The organism is Cupriavidus sp. HY129 (genome assembly GCF_059492215.1).
Map to the genome: position 1 here is coordinate 976,592 of NZ_CP083254.1, position 24,043 is coordinate 1,000,634.

Here is a 24,043-nt window from a genome sequence, read left to right on the forward strand (position 1 = left end):
GGAGGCCTTCTGCTGCATCGCAGTATGGTCTGGGCACGGTTCACAAAAAATGGAAGTGTTTGGATTTTAAAAACAATAAAATAGGAATAATAGAATCAAGTAGCGTGGAGGGCACATGCTTAACCGACTCGAAATGCTGCGCATCTTTGTTGCCGCCGCCGAGGCCAACAGTTTCAAGGACGCCGCGGCGCGCCTCGGCATCTCACCGCAAGCGGTGACGCGTGCCGTGAAAGATCTGGAACATTTGCAAGGTGAATTGCTGTTCCATCGCAACACCCGCAGCATGCGCATCACGACCTATGGCGAAGCGCTGGCGAGCCAGGCCAGGGCAAGCGTAGAACAGATGGATGCGCTGTTTCGCCGTCGCGATGTGCAGGACGAGCAAGAGCTAAGCGGCTTGGTGCGCCTTACAGCTCCAGTGGCGCTGGGGCGCCTTCGATTGCTCGAGGTGCTGACTGAAATTGCCTTGGATCACCCGCAGATACGCTTTGATCTGCACTTGAGCGACCAGCACTCGGATGTGGTGGACGAGAAGATCGATATCGGAGTGCGTTTTGGCTTCATGCGCGACAACCGGTTTGTCGCGCGCCGCGTGTCGAGCCAGCGCTTTCACGTGGTTGCCTCCCCCGCACTGATTGAACAAGTCGGGGCGCCGGAGAGCCTAGAGCAGCTTGATATGCTGCCCACCTCGGCATTTCTCGATGCCAGCACCGGGCGCCCCTGGCCTTGGCTGTTCGCAGGCGGCGTGCAATGGGTCCCGCCCCAACCGCGTTTCATCGTCAACGACAGCGAGGCCGAATGCCGAGCCGTCCTTGCCGGCCTAGCAATTGGCCAGATGCCGTCCTTCCTTGCTAGCCCCTACATTGCCGCCGGCCGTCTCGCGGCAGTACTGACCGCGCTGGAACCCGATCCCTGGGATCTCTACGTGTACCGCCCGCAGCGAGGGCCTGTACCGGCACGTATACGTCTCGTTCACGATCGCCTCGTTGCAGCACTGACCCCGACATCTGAACCAGCCGCGTCTGATCCGGAGTGAGGCGGGAGAATGGCGCAGATGCGTTCGGACGTCCGCTGCTGGACGTCAAATGGACATGTCAAATATTGCGCCGTACGTCCCAGATGGGTCGGAGTACGCCCTGCTGACTGGCCCCTTCCAGGCAACTGGCTTCCACTGGCCGATTTCCAGCGATGAGTTTGAAGGGCGGGCAGACTCACTCCGACCCTTCGGCGCCGACGACGGTGCGAGCTAGCAATGGCGCATGGCGGAACCTAACCGGTCATGTGGAACCGAGGCTGGGCGATGTTTTTTTCGTTGAGCCTCCAATGTCGTGGTGATCGTCTCTTGTTCGTACTGGCTGGCGACCAGCCTTAATTCTCACCGGAAGTGGATCAATGAACCTTCGGCTACTACCTTGGCCCGAGAGCGTCGTGTGAGAGGGCACGCTCGCGGCGGATCGCTTCCAGGCCTCCCAATGCGTAGATATGAAGATGGCGCGTTAGCGCCTCTCTTGGCATTGTCAGCACCGTCGCCAGCGGTCCCGGTGCGCCCACCGAATTCAGTAGCAGCATCGCGCTTGGCGCCAGGACGCTGAGAATGCATCGCATAAGCGCTGGATCATCTTCCGGAATTGCTGCAATTTCGCTGATGATGGCCTTAATGAATGACAGCTTCGGAAGTGCCACATCCTGGAGGATCGTCTGGCGATGCGGCGATGGCGCGAGTAGCTCTTGCGCCAGAACCTTCAGATGCCAGCCCCGACACCCGCTCGTCGCACCTTGGACCAGCAGATCAAGGAGCATCCAAAGCTTTTGCGACGAACTGAGCTTGCTCTCGGCCAACGCCCGCAAGTCGTCGACGCTCACGAAATACCGATGGCCCTCCGCCACGACAGCCTGATATAGCCTGCTGCGGCTGCCAAAGTGGTAGTTAATCGAAGCCTGATCGACGCCCGCACGAGCGGCGATCGCCTTGCTGGTGGTGGTGGCGTAGCCGGCGGCAGCAAACAACTCGCCTGCTGCTTCCAGAATACGGGCACGGGTCGCTTCGCCATCGGCGCGAGTCCCGCGCGGAGCCTTGCTCATCGAATGTCTCTCAAGACGGGTGTCTACCTTACTAGTATAGTTTAAATTGAATTTTAACTCTGCTATGCTGTTTGAAATCCTTGGAATCTAACTCGGAAGCCCGCTCATGAAGAAGCCAATCATAGCCATAGTGATTGCACTTGCGTTAGTCATCGCGGGCTGGTTCTGGTGGCAGGGACGCGCGGGAAGGGGCGACAAGGATCTTGTGCTGCACGGAAATGTCGATATCCGGCAGATCTCGCTGGCCTTCGACGGCAGCGGGAGGATTGCAGAGTTGCGCGTCAACGAGGGCGACAGCGTCAAGGCTGGCAGCATTGTCGGCGTTCTCGACACGCGCACATTGCAGCTCCAGGCGGAACAGGCGCAGGCGCAGATCGAGGTCCAGCAGCAAACGGTGCTGAAGCTGCGCAACGGATCGCGCCCGGAGGAAGTCGCGCAGGCTCGCAGCCGCGTTGCCGCGGCGCGGGCCGATGCGGCACGCGTGGAACAGGATCTCGCGCGTCTGCAGGGCATCGCTGCCAATACGCAGGGTCGCGGTGTCAGTTCACAGGACCTTGAACGAGCACAGAGTAGCCTGAAGGTCGCCCGGGCCCAGGTGGTCGACCAACAAGAGGCGCTGCGCCTGGTTGAACAGGGGCCGCGCAAAGAAGACCTGAGCGGCGCCGAAGCACAGCTCAAGGCCTCGCAAGCGCAGTTGGCTTTGTTGCAGCACCAGATCGCGCAAGGTGAATTAAAAGCGCCCGCCGACTCCGTGGTGCGCTCGCGCCTGCTGGAGCCGGGGGATATGGCGACGCCGCTGCGCCCAGTATTCGCATTGGCCCTGGCGCAGCCCAAGTGGGTGAGGGTCTACGTGTCGGAAACCGATCTGGGAAAGGTCAGGCCAGGCATGGCAGCGCGTGTGACAACAGATAGCCATCCCGACCAGCCGATAAGCGGCAAGGTGGGCTACATCTCGTCAGTGGCAGAGTTCACGCCCAAGTCCGTCCAGACGGAGGAGCTACGGACAAGTCTCGTCTATGAGGTGCGTGTGCTGGTCGAAGATGGCGAGAATGTACTGCGCCTCGGTCAACCAGCCACGGTGCGCTTCGCCACCGGCGTGTAGCGATGAGCGGCCCTGACACGACCGTCGCCGCTCACCAGGTGCGTAAGACCTTCACCTCGCCAACGGGAGGGCAGCTACACGCCGTCAACGAGTTATCTCTGACTATCCGGCGAGGCGAACTGACTGCGCTGGTCGGCCCGGACGGCGCGGGCAAAACAACGCTGATGCGCATGCTGGCCGGGCTGGTCAAGCCGGATGCCGGCAGCTTGCGCGTGTTGGATATCGATGTAACAAGTCACCCGCAGGCGGTACAGGATCGCATCAGTTACATGCCGCAGCGCTTCGGCCTCTACGAGGACTTGAGCGTGCAGGAAAACCTGGATCTGTATGCCGATCTGCATGGCGTTCCCGAGGCGGTGCGTCGCCAGCGCTTCAAGCGCATGCTGGACATGACCGACATGGTGCGATTTGTCGAGCGACCGGCCGGAAAGCTCTCCGGCGGCATGAAGCAGAAGCTCGGATTGGCCTGCACCCTGGTGCGGTCGCCGGACCTGCTGCTGCTCGATGAGCCCAGCGTCGGAGTCGATCCCTTGTCGCGCCGCGATCTGTGGAAGATCGTGCAGCAACTGGTCGATGACGAGAATCTGAGCGTTATTGTCAGCACCGCCTACATGGATGAGGCGGAACGCTGTGCCCAGGTGTTCGTGATGCATGAGGGGCGTTTGCTGGAGCAAGGTGCGCCAGCGTCATTGCGTGAGCGCGCCCGCGGACTGACTTACACGGCCGCGCCGCCTGCGGGCATGCCGGCGCGCGACCTCCAGGCGCGGCTCATCGACGCGGAAGCTTCGATCATCGACGCGGTACCCAGAGGAGGCGCGGTGAGTTTTATCCGCCAACCCGACGCCGATAAAGCGCGCTTGAATACCTTGCTGCATGACGCCCAGACTCAGCCGCGCGACGAAGAGCTTGAAGACGCGTTCATGATGCTGCTGCGCCGGCACCAGTCGCCTAAAGCGAGCGACGGAAATCCGGCAGCTCTAACGCCGCAAGCTGCGACGACCGCTCAGCCCGTGCGCGGCAACCCGCATGCGCCTGTGATCGTGGTGCGCGACCTCGTGCGCAAGTTCGGTGATTTTACTGCGGTCGCCAGCACTACCTTCGATGTCGCCCGTGGCGAGATATTCGGGCTGCTTGGCCCCAATGGCGCTGGCAAGACGACAACATTCCGCATGCTCTGCGGGCTGTTGCCAGCCACCAGCGGTCATCTGCAGGTTGCTGGGGTCAACCTGCGCACCGCCCGCGCCCAAGCCCGCGCACGGATCGGCTACGTGTCGCAGAAATTCGCGCTCTACGGCAACTTGTCCGTGCGCGAGAACCTGGAGTTCTTCGGTGGCGCCTACGGCCTGCGCGGCCAAGCGCTGCGCAGGCGCGTCGCCGACACGATCGCCCAGTTCGATCTCGACCCGGCGGCCATCAGCGGTATCCTGCCTGGCGGCTATAAACAACGTCTGGCCATGGCGGCGGGCGTGCTGCACGAACCGGACATCCTGTTCCTCGACGAACCCACCAGCGGTATCGATCCGCTTGCGCGCCGCGCCTTCTGGCGCACCATCACCAAGCTGGCGCAATCGGGAGTCACGATCATCGTCACCACGCATTTCATGGAAGAAGCGGAGTACTGTGATCGCATCGCCATCCAGGACGCCGGTGAGTTGCTGGCGCTCGGTACGCCGCAACAAGTGCGCACGCAGGCCGGTGGGGGTGCCGGGGCCGATATGAACAGTGCCTTCATTGCGATCGTCGAGCAGGAACGCGTCAAGCGCCAGCAAGCCGCGGCGGGAGCCAAAGCATGAGGGACACACCTGGATTCAGACGGCGCGTTACCGCCCTGCTGCGCAAGGAAGTCCGCCAGATGCTGCGCGACAAGAGCAACCTCGCTGTTGGGCTACTTTTACCGGTCATGCTGATCCTGCTGTTCGGCTACGGGTTGTCACTCGATGTCCAGAACGCCCCGGTCGCCGTGGTGCTGGAAGACAGCTCGCCAGCGGCGCGCGACGTCACGGCTGGTCTGCAGGGCTCACGCTACCTTGCGCCAACTTGGGTTCATGACATGGCCCAGGCCGAGGCCTTGATGCGCGCCGGCCAGGTGGATGGCATCGTGCGAATACCGTCGGATTTTTCGCGCCAGCTCGCCTCGGGTAATGCACGCATACAGCTTTTGCTCAATGGCGCGGACTCCACGTCCGCGGCTTCGATCGAAGGCTACGTGGGCGGGGCCATCGGCTCCTGGGCGCAGCGGCAGATGGACCGCGCCGGCGGCAGGGGGGCCAATGGAGGCAACGTTGCCGTGGTGCAGCGAATGTGGTTCAACGAGGCCGGCAACAGCACCTGGTACCTGGTGCCAGGCCTGCTCGTGCTGGTACTTTCGTTAATCGGAGCCTTCCTGACGTCGCTTTTGATTGCACGTGAATGGGAGCGCGGCACGCTTGAATCGCTGTTCGTTACCCCTGTGCGGCCGCTGGAACTTGTGCTGGCCAAGCTGGTGCCCTATCTGGTGATCGGGGCGATCAACGTGGTGACCTGCCTGCTGGCGGCCAGGTTCCTGTTCGAGGTGCCGATTCGCGGCTCGCTCTGGGTGATCCTGGTCGCCTCCATGCTGTATCTGGTGGTATCCCTGCTACTGGGATTGCTAATTTCCGGTGTGGCGCGCAGTCAGTTCAAAGCCAGTCAGATGGCACTGCTGACCAGTTTCATGCCGGCAATGATGTTGTCGGGCTTTGTTTTCGATCTGCGCAACGTGCCCGTCGTGATCCAGGCGGTCGGCCAAGTCTTGCCCGCGACCCACTTCATGAGTCTGGTCAAGACCCTTTTCCTGGCTGGCGATAACTGGCCGCAGATCCTGCGCAATTGCACGATCCTTTTGCTGTATGCCGTCGTCCTGACTTTCGGCACGCTCCGTACCCTGCGCAAGACTCTGGAGTGATGAAATGAGTGCCTTTTTCGCTTATCTCGCCCAGATTGCTGCCCTTATCCGTAAGGAGCTCTTAGCCATCGTCAAGGACCCGGCCAGCCGCGCCATCCTGCTGGCACCCGCTCTGATGCAATCGCTGCTCTTCGGATATGGGGCCACCTACGATCTCACGCATGTCCCGTATGCCTTGCTTGACCAGAGTCGTGGTGCGGCCTCGACCGAGTTGCTGACGCGGTTGGATGGAACCGGCGTGTTCCAGCGTGTCGCCACGCTGGCCTCGCCGCGTCAGATTGCCGACGTCATCGACGCCAACGATGCACTGATGGTGCTAAGTATCCCGTCGGACTTCGAGAACCTGCTTGCTACAGGCCAGCAAGCGCCTTTGCAGGTGATACTGGATGGTCGAAACTCAACTACGGCTGGCGCGGCCGCTGGCTATGTCGGCTCCATCGTGGCCGACTACAACAAAAGGCGGACAGGCGGCGGAGGTGTCACGGTGGAGCGTCGCGCGTGGTTCAATCCCAACCTGGAGTCGCGCTGGAACCTGATGCCCGCGATGATCGCAGCGTTGAGCATGCTTCAGACCCTGTTGCTGGCAGCGCTGTCGGTAGCGCGCGAGCGCGAACAAGGCACGTTCGATCAGTTGCTGGTCACGCCGCTCACGCCGATGCAGATCCTCATTGGCAAGGCACTCCCATCGATTTTCATTGGGCTGATCCAGTCCACGATCATCTTTTTGGTCATCCGGTTCTGGTTCCAGATTCCCATGAACGGATCGGTCTGGTTGATGTATGGGGGGCTGCTCATGTTCAACTTTGCTGCAGTGGGCATCGGCCTGTCGATCTCCGCCTTGTCGCTGACCATGCAGCAGGCCATGCTTTACACGTTCCTGTTGATCATGCCGCTGATGCTGCTGTCAGGCTTGCTGACTCCGGCGAAGAACATGCCAGCGATACTGCAAGCAGCGACCTACGTCAACCCGTTGCGGTTCGGAATCTCCATTGTTCGCCGTGTCTACCTGGAAGGCGCGGGGTTGGCTGACGTCGCAGTGGAATTCATTCCATTGTTGGTGGTGGCGGCTATCACGCTGCCTTTGGCCGCCTGGTTGTTCAGACACCGACTCGCCTGATTACTGGACTGGATTGCTGCCATGCCATTTGAACGCCCAACCTCGCGCACCGCGCTTCATGCTGTTCCCCACACGCTGGCGGCGAGCCTGTTGGCGCTGGCACTGAGCGGCTGCGCAGTCGGGCCGGATTTCAACAAAGCCGAACCGCAGGCCCCTGAAGACTGGACCGCGTGGCGCAGCGCAGATGACAGCCTGCGTTCGGTGCCCGCAACGGCCGAGGCGCTGCCTTCTGACTGGTGGCGCGCCTTCGGTGACCCAGTGCTCAATCGCCTTCAACAGCGCGCTTTCGAGGGGAGCCCTGACTTGCTGACTGCTGCGTTACGCTTTGCCCAAGCGCGTACGCAGCGTCGGATGGTAGAAGCCCAGTGGGCCCCGGAAATCGACCTGAATGGAGGCATCAACCGTCAGCGCCTTAGTGAAAACGGCTCCGGCGTGCGCCTGCTTGACGTGCTGTTGCCCAGCGGCCCGTTTCGCGACCAAGTGGTTTCGCTGCTGGCTCAGCCGTTTACGCTCTATCAGGCAGGCTTCGATCTATCCTGGGAGATTGACCTTTGGGGGCGCATTCGGCGGTCGGTCGAAGCTTCGGACGCTGACGTGGCTCGGGATGCTGCGCTGCTGGATCTCGCTCGCCTGAGCCTGGCCAGTGACGTGGCGCGCAATTACTTCGAACTGCGGACGACCCAGAAACAAATTCGCCTCTTGCGTGAGGACATCTCGGTACTTTCGGATCGATTGCAATTGCTGGACGCACAAGTGCGGGGCGGTGCCATCAATCACCTGAGTCTGGAACAGCAGCGCGCGGAACTGGCGGCAGCCAAGGCCCAGTTGCCGCCGCTGTTGGCGCAGGAGTCGGCCAGCGCCAACCAGATTGCATTGCTGCTAGGGGAACGGCCCGGCGCGCTGCACGACGAATTGCAGCCGCTGAAGGGCGAGGCCAGAGCGGCGTTGCCAGATCTGGCGTTGGGCCTGCCCTCGGAGCTTGCCCGACGCCGCCCGGACATCCGCGCCGCCGAAGCACGCCTGCATAACGCGACGGCGAGCATAGGCGTTGCGCAGGCTGACTTGTATCCCAGCATTCGCCTGGGCGCACGCTTCGGGTTCGAATCCTTTTCCAGTAGCGAATTTGCCGACTGGGGCAGTCGCACCTGGTCGATAGGACCCACCCTGAATCTGCCGCTGTTCGATCAAGGCCGACGCAGGAGCGTGGTGCAGTTGCGCGAACTTCAGCAGCAGGAGGCTGCTGTTGCCTTCCAGCGCACCGTGCTTCTGGCCTGGCACGAGATCGATGATGCCCTGAGCGGCTACGCTGCAGAGCAACATCAGGCGCGGGAACTTCAAAGCAGGGTAGAGGCAACACAGCAGGCTTATCAGTTGGCGCAGGCCCGCTATGACGGTGGGGCGATCGACTTCCTGCCTGTGCTTGACAGCCAGCGTAGCTATCTGCAGGCACGTCACGATTTGGTAGCTAGCCAAGGGCGTCTGAATACCCGCTTCGTGACAGTGAACAAGGCTTTGGGTAACGCACCCATAGGCTCGCCGTCGCAGGGAGCTGAGAACTGACATTGCCACGATGAGCTTGCAATGTTCGACGTTTCGTACGTCTCACACATTGGTGAGGAATCGCGCAAGTCATGAGGTTGCGCACAGTCTATGGCTTCAAAAGAGGGGTGTACATGACTGAGCTGCTCATGTCAAACCTGATCAATATTGTCAGCGCGCTGGGCTTCGCGGCGTTCATCTTTGTCCTGGCCAGATGGTCCGGAATACCGATCCTCCAACGCATGGTCGGCATACAGTTCTTCTTCGTCGCCCTCCACATCAACGAAGAGCTTCGCATTCCCGGTGGTTTTGTGGAGATGGTTGAAGAGAGGCTCCATTTCACGCTTGTAAATCCGCATTTCGGCGAGCTAGTGCTATCGGCGGTCGTCCTGCTCATGTTCGGGCCACCGCTCCTGTTCCCTCGCCGCATCTTCCTGACCATGGTCCCAATGGTTCTCGGCGTGTTCGAATTCGTCATGCATACGCTGGGGATCTGGATGTTCGATCGCCACGTACCATACACGCCTGGACTCGCCACGGCGACATGTCTTCTGCTCCCGGTCGGCGTCTACTCCATTCGCTTCGCGATCAAAAACAAGCTTATGCGAGCTGTCGACTGGTTGTTCGTGTTTCTATATATGCTGTTCTGCGTAGGTATGGCGCAGCAGATCGTCGTTCGATCAACCGGAATGAGCTATCTAGACTTTCTGCGCAACGTACGAAAGTCGATCCTTGGTGAATAGCGCGCAAATTGCAGATTTCCCTGCCGCGGTGAACACGATTGACAGGGGAGGCATATCAGCTCGGGCTGTCCGTTGTTCGGGGAGAGGAGGACGTTTGGGACCTCCGCCGTCGACGCCTCAATCTGGCCGATTGCGTGTCGTCGCCGACGGCCGCTTAGTGGCACTCCAGCTTGCAAAATCTGGATTTGGCGGACTGACCGGTTTGTAGAACGCTGCCTGACCGGATTGGGTCGGGCTGTGTCTGCCCGCTCTTCAAACTCATCGCCGGAAAGCGGTCAGTGGAATTCAGTTGTTTGGAAGGAGCCAGTCAGTAGCGCGTATTCCCGACCCTTCTCAGCCATTTATCCCCTTCTCTGCCGAACGGCGGGTTCTGGACTTGACTCGCCAGTTGATACACGGCTTCCATGGCTTATCGTTGGCTATCGTACAGACGCATGGTGAGCGTGGGGTGACTCTGCAAACCGCTTCGGGAATGAATTTGGCGGCTGCCTTGTGACAGAATGGAAATGTCTGCACGGACAGTATGAAGAGACCTGGCGGCTCTCCCAAAGCGAGCCGCTGTATTCGCTTCTGCCGGCATCGTGCCTCGCCTGAATTTTTGGCTGGGATCGGCTATAAAAATCGGGATATCGATATGTCAATCGGGCTAGGCACCATCCATGTGATCGGTTCATATGATCGACAGAGTGCCGTGCCGAGAATGATTCGTGGGGCATTTTTCATTGCTCTATTGACGTTGTGGATTTCCGCTGAGGCATTTCCACCGATACCGATGCACCACCTACCCCTTATTGATGCACTCCCCGAGAATGGGCCGATTGTTATTGAGGCGCGCACGCTCTGGAACGAAAAACCCGGGAGGCTGGAATTCGGCGTATTCGACGTGACGGGTGGGACGGAATCCCTATGGAAGCTTCCTCCTGAATTGCTCGATGACACCCCCGGCCTCAAGCGTCCGAAACTTGGGTCGCCCAACTATGGTGAAGCCACCTGGGCGAGTTCTAGCGGTGTAATGTTGGTGGCCCATTCCGAAGCAATCTACATGGTTCATCTCGACGGTGCATACTCACAGATCAACCTGTTCATGCCTGGCAAGCTGTCGCGATACGATGGAATGAGTCATTACGCCCTCTCCCCCGACGCAAGTGAAGTTGCTTACGCGCTCTACACCCGTGACAGGAAGGACAAACAGCCAGACGAGCAAACTGGCAAACTGTATTGGGAAATCTGGAATGGTCGGCTACAACGTACAGATGGCCGTTGATGCCAAGCACCATCTGATCGTTGCTCACGAGGTCACAAATGCCGGCAGCGACCGGGCGCAGCTTAGCTCCATGGCTCAAGCAGCTCGCGATGCGATGGGTAAGACCAAGCTTAAAGCCATAGCTGATCGTGGCTATTACAGTGGGCTGGAGATCAAGGAATGCGAGGATACGGGCATTGCTGCCATCTTGCCCAAGCCAGCAAGGTCCAGCGCGAAGGTGGGCGGTCGATTCGTTCGGGCGGACTTCATCTACATTGCCAGGGACGATGAGTATCAATGTCCCGCCGGTGAACGTGCGATATACCGCTTCACCAGAGAAGAACATGGACTGCAGCTACGCCGCTACTGGAGTAGTGCCTGTCCTCAATGCACCATGCGATCTCAATGCACGCCGAGTCCGTACCGGCGCATCTCGAGATGGGAGCATGAGGAAGTGCTGGAGGCCGTCCAGCGCCGGCTCGACAAGACTCCTGATGCCATGACGGTTCGCAGGCGAACTGTCGAGCATGTCTGCGGTACCTTCAAACATTGGATGGGCTACACGCACTTCCTGACGCGTACGCTACCTAATGTAGGTACTGAAATGAGCCTGCATGTTCTGGCGTACAACCTCAAGCGCGTGCTCAGAATTCTCGGATTCTCGAAAACAATGAAGGCGATGCGACTGGTGGGTGCGTAAGCACCCATTTACGGCCAAAAAATGAGCTGAAGATCGCCCTCAAGGGCCATTAGCACTATTCGACGTCATCCCACGATCGGATTAGCCGAAAATTCGATCAGGCAGGCTACGCCCCGGAGAGGGCGCGCATTGGTGAGATTCGAGAGACGTTTCCACACGGCCTCGACCCATCTCGGTCATTGGAAATCGCCAAGAGATAGGCTGCTCTTGACTGATAACGGCCGTTGAAGGCCTCGCACAGCGCCTAATTGCTTCCGGCAGAATTCGTCCCACAACCAGGCGATTGCGGAAGTACGCGACATATCATCGCGACCTCAGGCGTCAGGGCTCGGTCTTGACGTTGCATGCTTGATCTTGTTCGTTCTCGTTCATCACCGATGCCAGCGCCTTGTAGAGCGTCATCAACGCCGATATCTCCATGGCTGCGTGCTGACGACGAAGGTCACGCCGCCCGATTGCGCCGCACGCTACGGTGCGGTGTGGCCAAACCAGCCCCTGCGGTTCGAGGGCTTCGACCGCGCAGCCAGCCGGTGACCGATGTGCGGATACGACATCTAATCAAATGGATCCTCTAGTTGGGAAACCTGCAACCTTCCCTCTGCTGGGGGAGCGATTCGGAGTAGTAAGGTATCCTGCCGCTGAATGCCGACGATAATCGCTCCTCCTATGTCGAATCGAGACCCATCGCCACCACGTCGCCACTATTACTCCGTACGAGCAGGCAAGCGCCCGCCCGACGAGGGCTTTACGCTCGACGAATTCAAGCGGTTCTTTCTCGCGACGTATGTCCGTCTGGAAGAGAACGGGATCTTCCAAGAATGGTTTGGGTATGGTTGCGTGGACCAGGGCGATGTCGCGGGAAAAGCCGGCGCTGACCCAAGCTTGTACGTATTTCGGAAGTTACGTCGTAACGGGCTATGGCCCGTTGGCGAGCACATTCCCGACTACTCCGAAGACGATCTTTTCGATGTTATCGAGTTTCTGTACGACCACGCCTCGGAGGGTGTTGAGGGCTACTATCATCAGTACGCGGAATGTGGCTGGCACTATAAGACGTTCGATGCGCGGGCAGGGCGGGAGATGTTTCGGCGCGAGATCAACGACATCCTGGGGGACTACGGCCGTGGCTATGAGCTATCACCAAGCGGAGAGATTCTCGCGCTGGTCGACGATGTCTTCGCACCGATTCTCGCCGCGGAACTGCCGCATGCTGACGCGAGTAACATTCGCGAAAGGGTCGAGGGCGCAAAGCTAAAGTATCGGCGCAGGGCCTTGTCTGAGCGAAGGGATGCGGTCCGGGACCTGGCCGACGTGCTGGAATTCCTGCGGGGTGAGGCAAGGGCCGTTCTGCATTCCAAGGATGAAGCCGATCTCTTCAATCTCGCGAACAATTTTGGCATCCGGCACCATAACAAGGAGCAAAAGACAGACTACGATGCGTCCATTTGGCTGAGCTGGGCCTTCTACTACTACCTGGCTACCATCCATGCGTGCGTGCGGCTGATCGAACGATCAAAGCAATAGGTTGCAAATGCCCTAGTGTCTACGGCCCCGATGCTCCACGGGGGGGCCGTCGTGTAAGTAACCGGCCGGCTATTCCACCACGATAGAAGTCTACTTGCCGTGGCTCACGGCGAGGACAGGTCCGACAGCGTGTTCTGGTAGACGAGTTCACCCAAGTGTGCACGCCATGCGTCCGCGTGTGCCCGGAGCGAAGCCAGCGCATCGGTTTTGACTTGCGTGTGGTTGACGACGGGCTGCGCCTGCAGCGCAACGCCCAGTTGGATGCACGCACGGCGGTGCCGCAGTCCGCTGGCGGCGAGGAGGCGAGCGGCGGCATTGGGCACGCCAAAGCGCAAATGTTCGGGAAAGGTTTGGACGCCTTCGGCCAGAACATTACCGTCCCTCTCCAGTTTCTTTTCCAACAGACTAACGCCTTGCTCGACGATCGTCTGCAGCGAAAAACTGATGCCTTGCGTGCAAACGCCAAGCAAGTCGTCCATCGGCATGCCGACACGATCGGCAATCTCGCGATATTGCGATCCGCGCATCCACAGTGTCGCAATCTCGAAGAACCGTTCCTTCACCGTGTTGACGTCCTCGTTTTCATCGAGGCGAAAGGATCGCTTCACCGCCTGGCGAAGCTCGGGCAGCGTCCATGCCCATTCGAACAGCGGGAGTCGCACCTCATCAGACAGGGGATCGGCCGCGACACTCCAGTCGGGCCGGCGCGGCAGCAAGCCCAATTCGACGGAATCGATCCAGCGGGCCCTGGCGCCGGTGGTGCGTGCCCAGCCGATCTTTCCTTCCCCGCGCAGGGCGAAGAGCCAACCGGCCCGCAGGGCGAAGACGGTGCGCAGATGCGCCGTGGAGGCCGCGGATAGTTGCTGTGCGGCGAACGTCTGTGCTGCCAGATCCTGTGCCATCGCGACGAATTGGGCTTCACCGATTTCATCGGAGAGCAATTCGATCAGCGTGGCATCGACCCCGTCAATCAGGGGGTAGATGGGCGGATTGGCCTCGAGGAACTCGTTGGTGAGCGGCAGGTTGCCGCGGGTCAGAAAGCGGGTAATGGCTTCGACGAGTTTGCGCAACGAACCCTCGACAGCCTCTCCGGCACCCTGCCGGGCCACGGGTTCGACGAACTGCCACTGGTCCGGGTTGGCGCAGATCACAAGACCCTTGGTATTTGCACCCGCCCTGCCGGCACGGCCCACCAGATTCTTGATGTCGCGGGCCAGCATGGCCTCCTGCCCCGTTGTGCCGCGCCGCTGGACGGAGTAGAGCACAAGCGTACGGATCGGCAGGTTGACCCCTTCTGCCAGCGTGCTGGTGCAGATCACCAGCTTGACGTCCAGAGCGCGAACCAGGCCTTCCAGCACCTCACGCGTCTCCTGGGGGATGTCGCCATGATGAAGCGCGACGCCATTCCGGAGCGCCGCCGTACCGACCCAGTCGATGCCATATTCCAGTTCGAGATAGGCGACGGACTTCTGCACCGTATCGAGGCGTGCGAAGTCAATGGGCCTGGGCAAGGGTAAGGGAATCTGCAACTGCTCGACAAGCGTTTCGGCAATGCCGATGGCACCTTGCGCTCCGCGCTTGTTGGCGGCGAAGATCGCGGTTGCCCCCATGGGCAGCACTTTGCGCGCCGTGGCGATCGCCTGCGTCTTGATCGGTGTAAATGGGTGAGTCTTCAAGCGCCCGGTTTCGGGATTGGGATACGAGAAGTCGCGTCGGGCAAGAAAGCCGTCGATAGAGAAGCGCCGTTCCTGCGCTTCGTGCGGATGCATTTCGAGGCTTATCTCCATCCTGACACCGTCGCCGGCAGGTCGGAGTACGGCAAACTCCGCGCTGGCGGGGCGGTAACTACTACGCACGACTGTCTGGTTTGTACCGCCTAGCCAGCCATTGATCTGCTCGATGTTGGGCACGATCGCCGACATGAAGACGAATCGCGTCTGCCGTGCCTGACGGGCCTTCAGGCGGGCCAGTAGCAACTCCAGCCCAATGCCACGCTCGCCACCATCCAGAAGATGGCCTTCGTCGCAAATGACCAGGCCGATACGGCCTGCAAAATCGGGGTCGGCGCCCAGCAGCCCGGAGAGCGCTTCGGGCGTGGCAACGACGGCCTGCACGTCTGCGAGCGCGTGGATTTCCTCGCCCGATGGCACCGTGCCCCCGTAAGCGCAGCGCGCCGCGATGCCGACGGCATTCAATCGTCGCACCAGGGTACCGCGCAATTCCGATGCCAGGGACCGGTAAGGGACCAGCAGGATCGCGACGTCCTGCGGAGCACGCTTCAGATGCCAGTAGAGCAGGGTTTCGCAGAGGGTGGTCTTGCCAGCGCCAGTCGGCATCTGCAGCGAGTAGCTATCCATGGACGCAAGCAGGCCCCCGCGGATGGCGTCGATCTGCGATGGAAAAAACTCCCAGGTCGACGGTTGCCGGTCAAGCAGAGAGGCGACCAGAGGGTGCCAGAATTCGAGGTGGCCGTCCGGCAGGACGGCGCGGACATGCGAACGGTTAAAGCTGTTGAGAAGCCGGTGCAGAAGCTTGGCGGCGATCCACGGGCCCGGCCCCTCCTGCAGAGCCCTTCGCTCGGCAAGCCGGGTCGCCTCGGTCATGCGTGCGAGCCGTTGCATGTCGCCGATACGGAGCGATTCGCGCACGGCGAGGGCAAATGCGGACTCCAGGACTGGCGGGCGCGCCAGGAAGTCAAAGCAGGCGGCCTGCAGGCTCTGATTCTCCGGCGGGCGGCCACCCCGCCGCATTGCCAGGCATGCCGATGCGGGATAGTCACCAAAGTAGAACGATGCGGCGGCGTAGAGGGTCGCCTCCTCCCGGGCGATGCCATGCTGCCTCAATTGCTCGTCGGATGTCTCGACGGAGAACTGCAGGAACGCGTTGCCGAGTTGCGCCCAGTCGTCGCGGGAAGTGTCAGGAGTTTCCATGCTGCGGAACAGCTCGCCAACCAGCGAAATGTAGTAGTCCTCCGGGCGATTGGTGATACGCGCGAGGTGGATCGGTGTCTGAGCTATCGAAAAAAAACGAAGGTGTCGGACGCTGTCAGCGTCGTTGATCCAGTTCTGAAGGTTGGCTCGCATTGCTTTTAAACCGGGACGGCTGCACGCGTTGCGGCGAACACCGCTTCGTAGGTCTGTTTCAGATTCGGCACGGCAATCACCAGCAGGGTGAAATCGGCACTGGCAGCGACTGGCGCCGCAAGCAGTTCCTGGTCGAGCAAGCTCTCGCACACGACCGCCACGGCGCGATACCGTTTGGCCACGGGTGGGTGATCAACGAGGTGGATGAAGCGGTCGAGCAACGGAATGTCTACATCGCCGAGGCTTTCCACCATGGCGCGTTCACGCAGCCACACCAGGGTCTCGGCAAGGCGGCTGGTGCGGTCTTTCGCGCAATCCGCGATGGCCGAAGCAATGGGTGTAGACTTTCCCGCCGTGGACTTGAGCTTGACTTCGGCGCACAGGATGCCGTCCTCGGCCCCAGAGTGCGGGCGGTTCGGCATAAGAAAATGGATCACGTCCGATCGCGGGGCCGGCTTGGTCCGATCCTGCTTGAGCCGCCATTTCTTGGCGCCGATGGCCGTTCCCGGCAGCTCCTTGGTTGACTGATAGACGTAGCAGAGTAGCTCTCCAAAGTCGCCGGCCATGGTGGCGCCGGGATCCGGCAGCTTAGAGGCCAGGATATCGCCTTGTGGAATGCCCAGCTCGTTGGATCGCAGGGTCAGGAGCGCGTCGGTGATGTAGCAGCGTCGAACGGCAATGGCCAGATCGGCGGCCAGTTGCTGGGCTTGCTCTGCGGTCAATCTGACCAGGACGTAAGGCTGTTCCTGCTGGTGAGGGAACCACCCGATGGAAGTGTTGAAGTCAAATCCCAGTTCATCCATGGCAGAGCTTTAGGGTTAAACGCGGCACGTGTGGGTCCCCGTCATCGTGCTGGCCGGCGACAGGAAATGACGATGGCCTCGCTGTTGTCGACGTGAAATTCGAAGCGCTCGAAGAGAATAGCGCAGGTCGGCGTCGTCCGCTGCTGCAAGGATATTGACATGCGCGGTGGCATGGCGAACGCTCCCGCGCTGGCATCGCTGGACGGTAGGCGAGGCGAGGGACAGCGTCAAGGCGGGCCGCGCGCGGAGAATGGCGTCCGCTGCTGAGAAAGCGGCGGTCATTCGTAGAAGTTCTGGAGTGACCGCTTGTGGCTGCCGACAACTGCCAATCGGGCACAGCCGACGCACGTCGCTATTGGCAGCGAGCGATGTGGCTCTCAGGCTAGACAGCATACCTCCGGCACCTACAGCCGCGCGATCTGCAACTTATGGCTTTACACGAAAATGCTCGATCGACTGACCCGCGTTCACGGCGCGGCGCAGCCAGTCCGGCAGATCACCGTGCCCGTCCCACGCGTGGCCATAAGCGTCCCGGAAGCAAATCCGACGGGCAAGGGCATTGGCGAGGGACGCTCCTTTAGTAAAACAGCCTGCGTTTTGCAGGTCGGCCAGATGCAGGCCATATCTGGCCATTTGCGTCTTGATCCATAGGATCGTCGCTGCACGCTCGCGCAACAGTTGGGTGTCGAAATCCTGGGGAGGGGTAGGAGGCATGCACGCGGAAGAGCTAGATGGAGACAGCAAGGGTCGGCCACCGTCTGGCAGGGCAAGACGACGCCAGTTGCACCTGCGATTTTAACGGTGGCGATACGGCCCTGGTCTACACCTAACCCTCGGGAATTACCCGCGCATCCCCGACAGACACTGCGAAAACGGTTGCTGCCATAGTGCTTGGCGTTGGACACGTAACTGCGGGTGCGAGTTTCGGGCGTGGCGAGGAGGAGCTGCGTGCACTGTCGCGTGGCTGCGTGCTGACGGCATTGGGGGGCGCGGATTAGGGGTTGGGAATCCGCTCTCAGAGACGTTGGGAACAAGTCGGAAACCCAATCCTAGCTTGGCTTCACAACCTTATCACTGCCGTAGTTCCCGGCTTAGCAGTCTGAACCGCCCCGGGTTTCGAGGAGGCTCCACTCTTTGAGAGAATGGAGTCCATGAGGAAGTCAGTCAAATTTTCCCCGGAAGTCCGGGAGCGCGCCGTGCGCATGGTGTTCGAACATCGCGGCGAGCACGAATCGCAGTGGGCTACCGTGGTGTCGATTGCCGCAAAGATCGGCTGTACCGCGCAGACTCTGCTTACGTGGGTTCGCCAGCATGAGAGGGACACCGGTCAGCGTGCAGGCACAACCACAGCAGAGGCCCAGCGCATCAAGGATCTGGAGCGCGAGGTCCGTGAACTGCGCAAGGCCAACGAAATTCTCAAGCTGGCCAGCGCGTTTTTCGCCCAGGCGGAGCTCGACCGCCGATTCAAGTCTTGAGGGACTTCATCGACCAGCACCGAGGCACCCTCGGGGTCGAGCCGATCTGCAGGGTGCTGCAGGTCGCCCCGTCGGGCTATCGCCGCTACGCGGCCAGCAAGCGAACTCCAGCATTGCTGAGTGCGCGGGCAAGGCGCGATGCCGCGCTGGTGCCCCACATCGAACGTGTTTGGCGAGCCAATATGCAGGTCTACGGCGCCGACAAGGTTTGGCGTCAACTCCAGCGCGAGGACGTCCCCGTGGCCCGTTGTACCGTGGAGCGTTTAATGCGGCGCCACGGCTTGCGCGGCGTAGTGCGCGGCAAAGTGGTTCGCACCACGGTCAGCGATGCCAAAGCACCGTGCCCGCTGGACCTGGTCAACAGGCAGTTCAACGCGCAGCGGCCGAATCAGCTCTGGGTGTCGGATTTTACGTACGTCTCGACATGGCAGGGCTGGTTGTACGTAGCTTTCGTGATCGACGTGTTTGCCCGACGCATCGTAGGATGGCGGGTGAGCAGTTCGATGCGAACGGATTTCGTGCTCGATGCCTTGGAGCGGGCTCTGTACGCTCGGCAGCCTGGGCGTGACGACGCGCTCGTTTGTCATTCGGACCGCGGCTCGCAATACGTCAGCATTCGCTACACTGAGCGCTTGGCGGAGGCTGGCATCGAACCCTCGGTGGGCAGCAAGGGCGACTCCTACGACAATGCTCTCGCCGAGACAATCAACGGACTATACAAGGCGGAGTTGATCCACCGTCGCGTACCCTGGCGAACCAAGGAATCCGTGGAACTCGCCACGCTCGAATGGGTGTCCTGGTTCAACAATCACCGTCTGATGGCGCCGTTGGGATATGTGCCGCCGGCGGAGTACGAGGCCAACTACTATCAGCAGCTTGAGCAGCAGGCCATGGTGGCCTGACTCAAGCGAAGGGGCCTCCACGGAAACCGGGGCGGTTCACGACCCACCGGGCCATTCGGTTTACTAGCGGACACCCATTGATCGTTGACGACGGAGGTCCGATCAAAGTGCGAAGTTGAACTAAAGCTTCGCACCCGGCGCACAGGTAGCGTTGCGCCATGCGTGTTGGACTCGCTTCAGCCGTTTCTATCAGATCTATGTTGGGGTCTGTAAATCTCCGGTCCCGCTTGCGGCAATCTGCGCACCGTAGGCTCTTCCAAATCCGTCATCAGCGTAGTATCGGTACGTACTGATGAGCCCGGCATGTTGATTTGCGCCGAATTCTGACCCACCCAAGGCAGGTGGGGTGAGCATTCGCCGACAGCAAGCAGCACCGTCACGCCTGCGTGCCTGTCATGGGCGGTCTGGGGACCAAGTTACCAATGCGGCATTATCCCGATTGGTCAAGCGGTGCCAATCCCCCGCTTGGGGGTTATGGTCGCGGTGAAGACGCGGGGCGTGTCGCGAGGAGGCTGGCGTTTGCGCCGTGGGTCTGGCGACCCTCGCGGGTCAGAGGCGATCGTCGCTGCCAAGTTGTTCGGCCCGGTAGGTCGACCAGAAACAGTGCGAATGGTGGTGGTGCCTGACCGTATTCCGCGTGGCGATTGAGGGGCAGGTCCAGCGAGTCATCGGCGTGCTCACTTGGCCCTTGCTGTGCTGTCGCCACGTGCTGCAGCCGGAGCGCCCGGAGGGCGTTTTCGCCGGGTATGGGCGGCGCGGGGACAGGGCAGCCCCATACGCAACGCAGTACTCCGTGCCAATGGGGCCCCCACACCGGGGCGCCGGGCGGCCGCGCCTCGGCTTCTAGATGTGCATCATACGGCATAAAATGAATTCGTCAGCGTTGGCCTTGGCGACAAAAGCAAGATGGCTCTATGCCTAGGTTGACCGGCAAAGCGTCACACACGAAGGGCGATTCGTTGGTGTCAACTCTTATGTTCAGAAAATTTGAACGAAAATTTCGCAGAAATTTTCGCTGGAAGTTTTGTTGATGATCGTATGAATTCTATTTCTTTGATTTTAAAGGATAAAATTATAAACAATCGTATTTTATAGGTATTCTGCGCGATTTTAATGGTTTGAAGGGCACTTATCTTCACCAAGATTCGTGAACAAATCTGTTGAAGTTGCGGGAAATTGATCTACTTTTGTTCAAGCGACAGGCGGGAGCGTCGCATTGAATCGGATGAAGCTAATTGCGGGCGACGATGATGACGAAGCACTTTGCATGTCTCTTCCCCTTAGAGTTTGATCTCGGCCGATGGAGCATGGTGACGATGTTCGCCGACTACCGATGCCGCACCGCACAAACATCCTCGTCTTCGATCTGCTGCCTCACTCGACAGCTCGTCGAGTTTGTTTCCTGGCTGAAATCAAAGGGGCTGGGCTTGCGCGATTTGTCTTCAGGCGCAGACGAAGAGGCCTTGGTTCTTTACTCGAGCCCAAATGGCTGGCGCAAATTCCGCTTGGAACACGTCAGCGCATACGGCCATGTGGCAGGCATCTCTCAGCAACTTCCGACGCTTCCCCGCATTCGGCGTCGTTGAGGATTCAATGTTATGCATCCGCGGTCCTTCACCAATCTCTTCAAGTGGGGTTGATTTGCAGTGTTTTCACATTGAGTGGCTGCAGGCAGCCATTGCCGACACAGTGAGCACCGAGATGAGTTCTGCCAGGCGTCGGACGCAGGTTTGTTGGTCCGACCGTGAGCCCTCGGCAGGGACCGGGCGCGTTCAAGACGACTGTGGCTTTGGATGCTGAAAAGTGAGGCTCGTCTTTTCCACAGACGACTACATTTTTGCTGCCCGTCCGCGTCCAGGATTTCCCTTGATTCTGAACGACGACATGACGCCGGCGCAGCCCTTCCACGCCTACCTGCGATGGCTTCTGCTGGAAAAAGGCAAGAAGTTAGACATCACGACTTGGGAAACCTACGGACGGGAGCTGTGGGATTTCGCGAACTACCTTCATGCCAATGATTTAGCTTGGGACAGGCCTTTTGAATCCGAAGGTAAGAGTGTTGTGTCCGTGTACCGGGACTGGCAGGCCGGCGACTTGAAGCTGGAACCATCAACCATCAATGGTCGTTTGGAGCGCGTCGTCGGCATGTACGAATGGGCCGTGCTGCGTGGAATGACGGAGAAAATGCCCGTCAGCTACTCCAAGGTCATCGTCCACGGCATTGAGAGCGATTTCACCCATCTCACGGGCGGTAGTCGGACGCTGCTCAGCCCCGACGTGTTGCTTGATGAATGGGAGAAGGAACCGGTTTTCCTCACAGCCGAGCAGGTGCGTATCGCTCGGTCAGCGATTCGGTCCACGGCGCACCGATTGCTTTTCGACCTCATGGTGCGCTCTGGCCTGCGGTCATGCGAGGCACGCACTTTTCCAAGGGCCTATGTCTTCGACCCGTCTGCTCGGTCCGATCTCAAGCGAGGCACGCTCATCGAGGTCGCGCTTAGCCCGCGCGATATGGAGATCAAGCTCAAAAAGCCAAGAACCATACACGTGCCGTATAGCCTGATGGAGGAGATGCATGTGTACGCGCAGCATGAACGCAATCGACACGTTGTCGCGGGGCGCCCGCAAGATGCACTTCTGCTGACGGAATACGGGAATGCATATAGCAAAGGCTCGGCATGGAAAGTGATGTCTGACTTAGGGAAAAGAGTGGGGTTTCGAATTAGCCCACTGATGCTACGTCACAGTTACGCTATTCATACTCTGCTGCTGCTCAGGGCGAACCCGCAGATCGAGCTGGAGCCGCTCATGTATGTGCGCGATCGTCTAGGCCACGAAAACGTGCAGATGACAATGGTGTACCTACGACAGATTGAAAGGCTGCTAGGTGCACAGGCGCTAGCCATGATGGAGGAGTTTGACAATCTGTACGATGTAACGCCGCACCTCCGTGAGTATGGGGCCAACCATAGTACTTCATCGCTTTAAGGGCTTCTGTGGGGAAAAAGAAAAACTATGAAGTTAGCGCGGTCAGGCGCGAACAGCTCCATGCCGGTGCGAGTGAGATGGCTCCTACGGCTTTCGCCGAAAATGGCGGGAGCGCGCGCATTGATATGGTAGAGCTCTTAGGGGAAGAGGCACGGTTCACTGGTGGCGAGAAAAACATCATCCTTGATGCTTGGCTAGGTCGCGGAATTGATGCCTGGGTACGGGCGACATTGGCCTGTTTGCGAGTGTTCTTGCTCTCCGGTTCGCGAGAACCTAGTACTGTCGTTAATTACTCGCGATCTATGAGCGTCTTCTTTACTTTTCTTATCGGGGAAGGAAAAGCTCCGCGAATTTCTACGCCGGCGGCTCTATCTCCAATGCACATCGAGGCATTTGTCAGTTGGTTGATCTTGCGCGGGCAGAAAACTGGTCATCAGTCAGAAACGGAGCGGAACGTGTACAAAAGCGTTAAGGCCGTGATACGCGCAATGTTTAGGCAAGGATACATCGCAGGAGAATGGACGCGATTTTTTAGAAGAAGGGCTTTACCGGTGAGCAACGGCAGCAGCCTGAATACCAGCCTGAGTGAGGCCGAACAAGTGCGTTTGGCAAACGCGATCAAGACCGATCTTGTTGCTATCCATAACGGGCGTCTGAACCTTAATCCAAAGGACGTCCAGACGCTAAGGCTGTTGCTCGTCGCGCATCGACAGGGACACAATGCTGCGCCTCTCCTTGAATTGGAACGGAGCGATATGTTGGCTGGTCTATTGCCCGGAACGATGCGTATGCGCACAAGGAAGTCGCGCAACAAGAGGGTGTTGTCGAAGCCAGGCCGAGCCGTCTCTTCTCGGGAAAGTGGCGACGGAGACGAAGAGGAAATCGTCTTCGGGTTGGCGGAGGGAGCTGTCGTGCAGCAAGCGATCAGCAGCAGCGAGGCGTTGTTGGAGAAAGCCCCCGCGCATCTTCGAAACCGGGTGTGGCTGTATGCTTCGCAAAAACATGGTGAAGTTGGAACTGTCTCCGCGTTGACGCGTTCGGCTATATGTCAGGCCATTAGCGCATTAGCCGTACGGCACGATTTGCGTGCAGACAATGGAGGGAGGTTGCGCATCAATCTCAGTCGCACGCGCAAGTCTTTTTTTGATCGAGCGCTGCGTGTCACTGACGGTGACTTGGAGAGGACAGCAAACCTGATGGGCAACACCCGAGGGGTGGCAGGTCGCAACTATCCGAGCATGAACGAGGCGCGACAGCGCGAAGCGGCCGAGTTCATGAACGAAGACTACGTGAACCTAATGCGCGCAGGCGGTCAAGTGTCGGAGGCTCCTGAAGGCGGCCCCCCACGCGTTATTGAAATCAAGCCTGTGGACGTCGCACAGAAACGCACGCCGATAGCGGGGTGTCGGGACACCTTAAACGGACAGTACGCGCCTCACGATGGGCACAATCACTGCGATCGCTTTGTAATGTGCCTGTTTTGCGCGAGCTTCGCCATTGTTGGAACGGTCGACGAGCTTTGGCGGCTGTTCAGTTTCCAGGAATTCGCACGTGCGGAGTTGGAGTACCTGGATGCGACATTGGGCCCAGAGCGAACCGATGATGAGGATCTGGAAGACCTTCGTGACCGCTATCGACTGGCGATTCCGTACATCGACAACTTCACGGAAAGACAATTTCCCGCCAGCATCGTCAGTGAGGCGCGCCGCAACACAAAGACATTGCATCCGTTTTGGGCTCACCAAATGACTATGAGTAAACGGGGACGCGTATCGATAGTCGACAGTGATGCCACCAGTCACTCGATGGAGAGCTAGTT

17 protein-coding genes, 2 pseudogenes and 1 other annotated feature are annotated in these 24,043 nt (G+C 59.6%); of the genes and pseudogenes, 15 read left to right on the top strand and 4 right to left on the bottom strand.

Translation table 11 applies throughout. The features are described 5' to 3' along the window. The first annotated feature begins 115 nt into the window (after positions 1–115). Positions 116–1,036 carry a LysR family transcriptional regulator gene (locus K6G35_RS04525; protein ID WP_035881669.1) on the top strand — a complete coding sequence of 307 codons (921 nt, stop codon included), beginning with the start codon at positions 116–118 and terminating at the stop codon, positions 1,034–1,036. A gap of 371 nt (positions 1,037–1,407) precedes the next feature. Here K6G35_RS04525 and K6G35_RS04530 read toward each other — a convergent pair whose 3' ends face one another. Next, on the bottom strand, positions 1,408–2,082 hold the full coding sequence (locus K6G35_RS04530; protein ID WP_035881670.1) for a TetR/AcrR family transcriptional regulator: 675 nt from the start codon (positions 2,080–2,082) through the stop codon (positions 1,408–1,410). Positions 2,083–2,188: 106 nt separating this feature from the next. On the opposite strand from K6G35_RS04530, the gene K6G35_RS04535 reads away from it, so the two are divergent. The 10 genes and pseudogenes from K6G35_RS04535 (at position 2,189) to K6G35_RS04580 (ending at position 12,973) form a co-directional block, all read left to right on the top strand. Beyond that, positions 2,189–3,184 carry an HlyD family secretion protein gene (locus K6G35_RS04535; protein WP_035881671.1) on the top strand — a complete coding sequence of 332 codons (996 nt, stop codon included), beginning with the start codon at positions 2,189–2,191 and terminating at the stop codon, positions 3,182–3,184. A gap of 95 nt (positions 3,185–3,279) precedes the next feature. Next, positions 3,280–3,639 (top strand): annotated as a pseudogene (locus K6G35_RS04540) (ATP-binding cassette domain-containing protein); the annotation flags it as partial. 468 nt (positions 3,640–4,107) lie between these two features. Next, positions 4,108–4,977 carry an ABC transporter ATP-binding protein gene (locus K6G35_RS04545; protein ID WP_411431787.1) on the top strand — a complete coding sequence of 290 codons (870 nt, stop codon included), beginning with the start codon at positions 4,108–4,110 and terminating at the stop codon, positions 4,975–4,977. Next, the gene (locus K6G35_RS04550) at positions 4,974–6,107 is read left to right on the top strand and encodes an ABC transporter permease (RefSeq protein WP_035881673.1); all 1,134 of its coding nucleotides are present in this window, start codon (positions 4,974–4,976) and stop codon (positions 6,105–6,107) included. Before K6G35_RS04545 ends, K6G35_RS04550 begins: the two co-directional genes overlap by 4 nt. A 4-nt stretch (positions 6,108–6,111) precedes the next feature. Continuing rightward, entirely contained in the window at positions 6,112–7,224 is a 1,113-nt protein-coding gene (locus tag K6G35_RS04555) for an ABC transporter permease (RefSeq protein WP_035881675.1), read from the top strand. A 21-nt stretch (positions 7,225–7,245) separates the two neighbouring features. After that, the gene (locus tag K6G35_RS04560; protein ID WP_035881676.1) at positions 7,246–8,784 is read left to right on the top strand and encodes an efflux transporter outer membrane subunit; all 1,539 of its coding nucleotides are present in this window, start codon (positions 7,246–7,248) and stop codon (positions 8,782–8,784) included. A gap of 113 nt (positions 8,785–8,897) precedes the next feature. Next, the gene (locus tag K6G35_RS04565) at positions 8,898–9,506 is read left to right on the top strand and encodes an HXXEE domain-containing protein (protein ID WP_160172184.1); all 609 of its coding nucleotides are present in this window, start codon (positions 8,898–8,900) and stop codon (positions 9,504–9,506) included. Between the two features lie 523 nt (positions 9,507–10,029). Further along, entirely contained in the window at positions 10,030–10,770 is a 741-nt protein-coding gene (locus tag K6G35_RS04570) for a hypothetical protein (protein ID WP_152564848.1), read from the top strand. Then, positions 10,733–11,449: pseudogene (locus K6G35_RS04575) on the top strand (transposase); the annotation flags it as partial. The gene K6G35_RS04570 and the pseudogene K6G35_RS04575, both read left to right, overlap by 38 nt. A gap of 666 nt (positions 11,450–12,115) precedes the next feature. Continuing rightward, positions 12,116–12,973, top strand: a complete 858-nt coding sequence (locus K6G35_RS04580) for a hypothetical protein (protein WP_035881706.1) — start codon at positions 12,116–12,118, stop codon at positions 12,971–12,973. Between the two features lie 104 nt (positions 12,974–13,077). Here the strand turns inward: K6G35_RS04580 and K6G35_RS04585 are convergent, their stop codons facing one another. From K6G35_RS04585 to K6G35_RS04595, 3 genes are all read right to left on the bottom strand, one after another. After that, positions 13,078–16,056, bottom strand: a complete 2,979-nt coding sequence (locus tag K6G35_RS04585) for a DEAD/DEAH box helicase (RefSeq protein ID WP_495676139.1) — start codon at positions 16,054–16,056, stop codon at positions 13,078–13,080. Between the two features lie 5 nt (positions 16,057–16,061). After that, positions 16,062–16,859, bottom strand: a complete 798-nt coding sequence (locus K6G35_RS04590) for a Hachiman antiphage defense system protein HamA (protein ID WP_035881680.1) — start codon at positions 16,857–16,859, stop codon at positions 16,062–16,064. 426 nt (positions 16,860–17,285) lie between these two features. Further along, entirely contained in the window at positions 17,286–17,573 is a 288-nt protein-coding gene (locus K6G35_RS04595) for an H-NS family nucleoid-associated regulatory protein (protein WP_080709674.1), read from the bottom strand. Positions 17,574–18,010: 437 nt separating this feature from the next. Between K6G35_RS04595 and K6G35_RS04600 the strand changes: the two genes are divergently transcribed. The 4 genes from K6G35_RS04600 (at position 18,011) to K6G35_RS04615 (ending at position 24,041) form a co-directional block, all read left to right on the top strand. Continuing rightward, a protein-coding gene (locus K6G35_RS04600; protein WP_152564849.1) for an IS3 family transposase occupies positions 18,011–19,236 on the top strand; the annotation gives its coding sequence in 2 pieces (ribosomal slippage) (positions 18,011–18,299 and positions 18,299–19,236; 1,227 coding nt in all). Continuing rightward, positions 18,289–18,405 (top strand) — a sequence feature (AL1L pseudoknot). (Overlaps the previous gene by 117 nt.) A 1,316-nt stretch (positions 19,237–20,552) precedes the next feature. After that, positions 20,553–20,822 (top strand): hypothetical protein, encoded by a 270-nt coding sequence (locus tag K6G35_RS04605; protein WP_152564850.1) that lies wholly within the window; start codon positions 20,553–20,555, stop codon positions 20,820–20,822. A gap of 280 nt (positions 20,823–21,102) precedes the next feature. After that, positions 21,103–22,224 (top strand): tyrosine-type recombinase/integrase, encoded by a 1,122-nt coding sequence (locus tag K6G35_RS04610; protein ID WP_234706947.1) that lies wholly within the window; start codon positions 21,103–21,105, stop codon positions 22,222–22,224. Between the two features lie 8 nt (positions 22,225–22,232). Continuing rightward, positions 22,233–24,041: a site-specific integrase gene (locus K6G35_RS04615; protein ID WP_495676140.1), complete on the top strand. Its 1,809-nt coding sequence runs from the start codon at positions 22,233–22,235 to the stop codon at positions 24,039–24,041. The last annotated feature ends 2 nt before the right edge of the window (positions 24,042–24,043 follow it).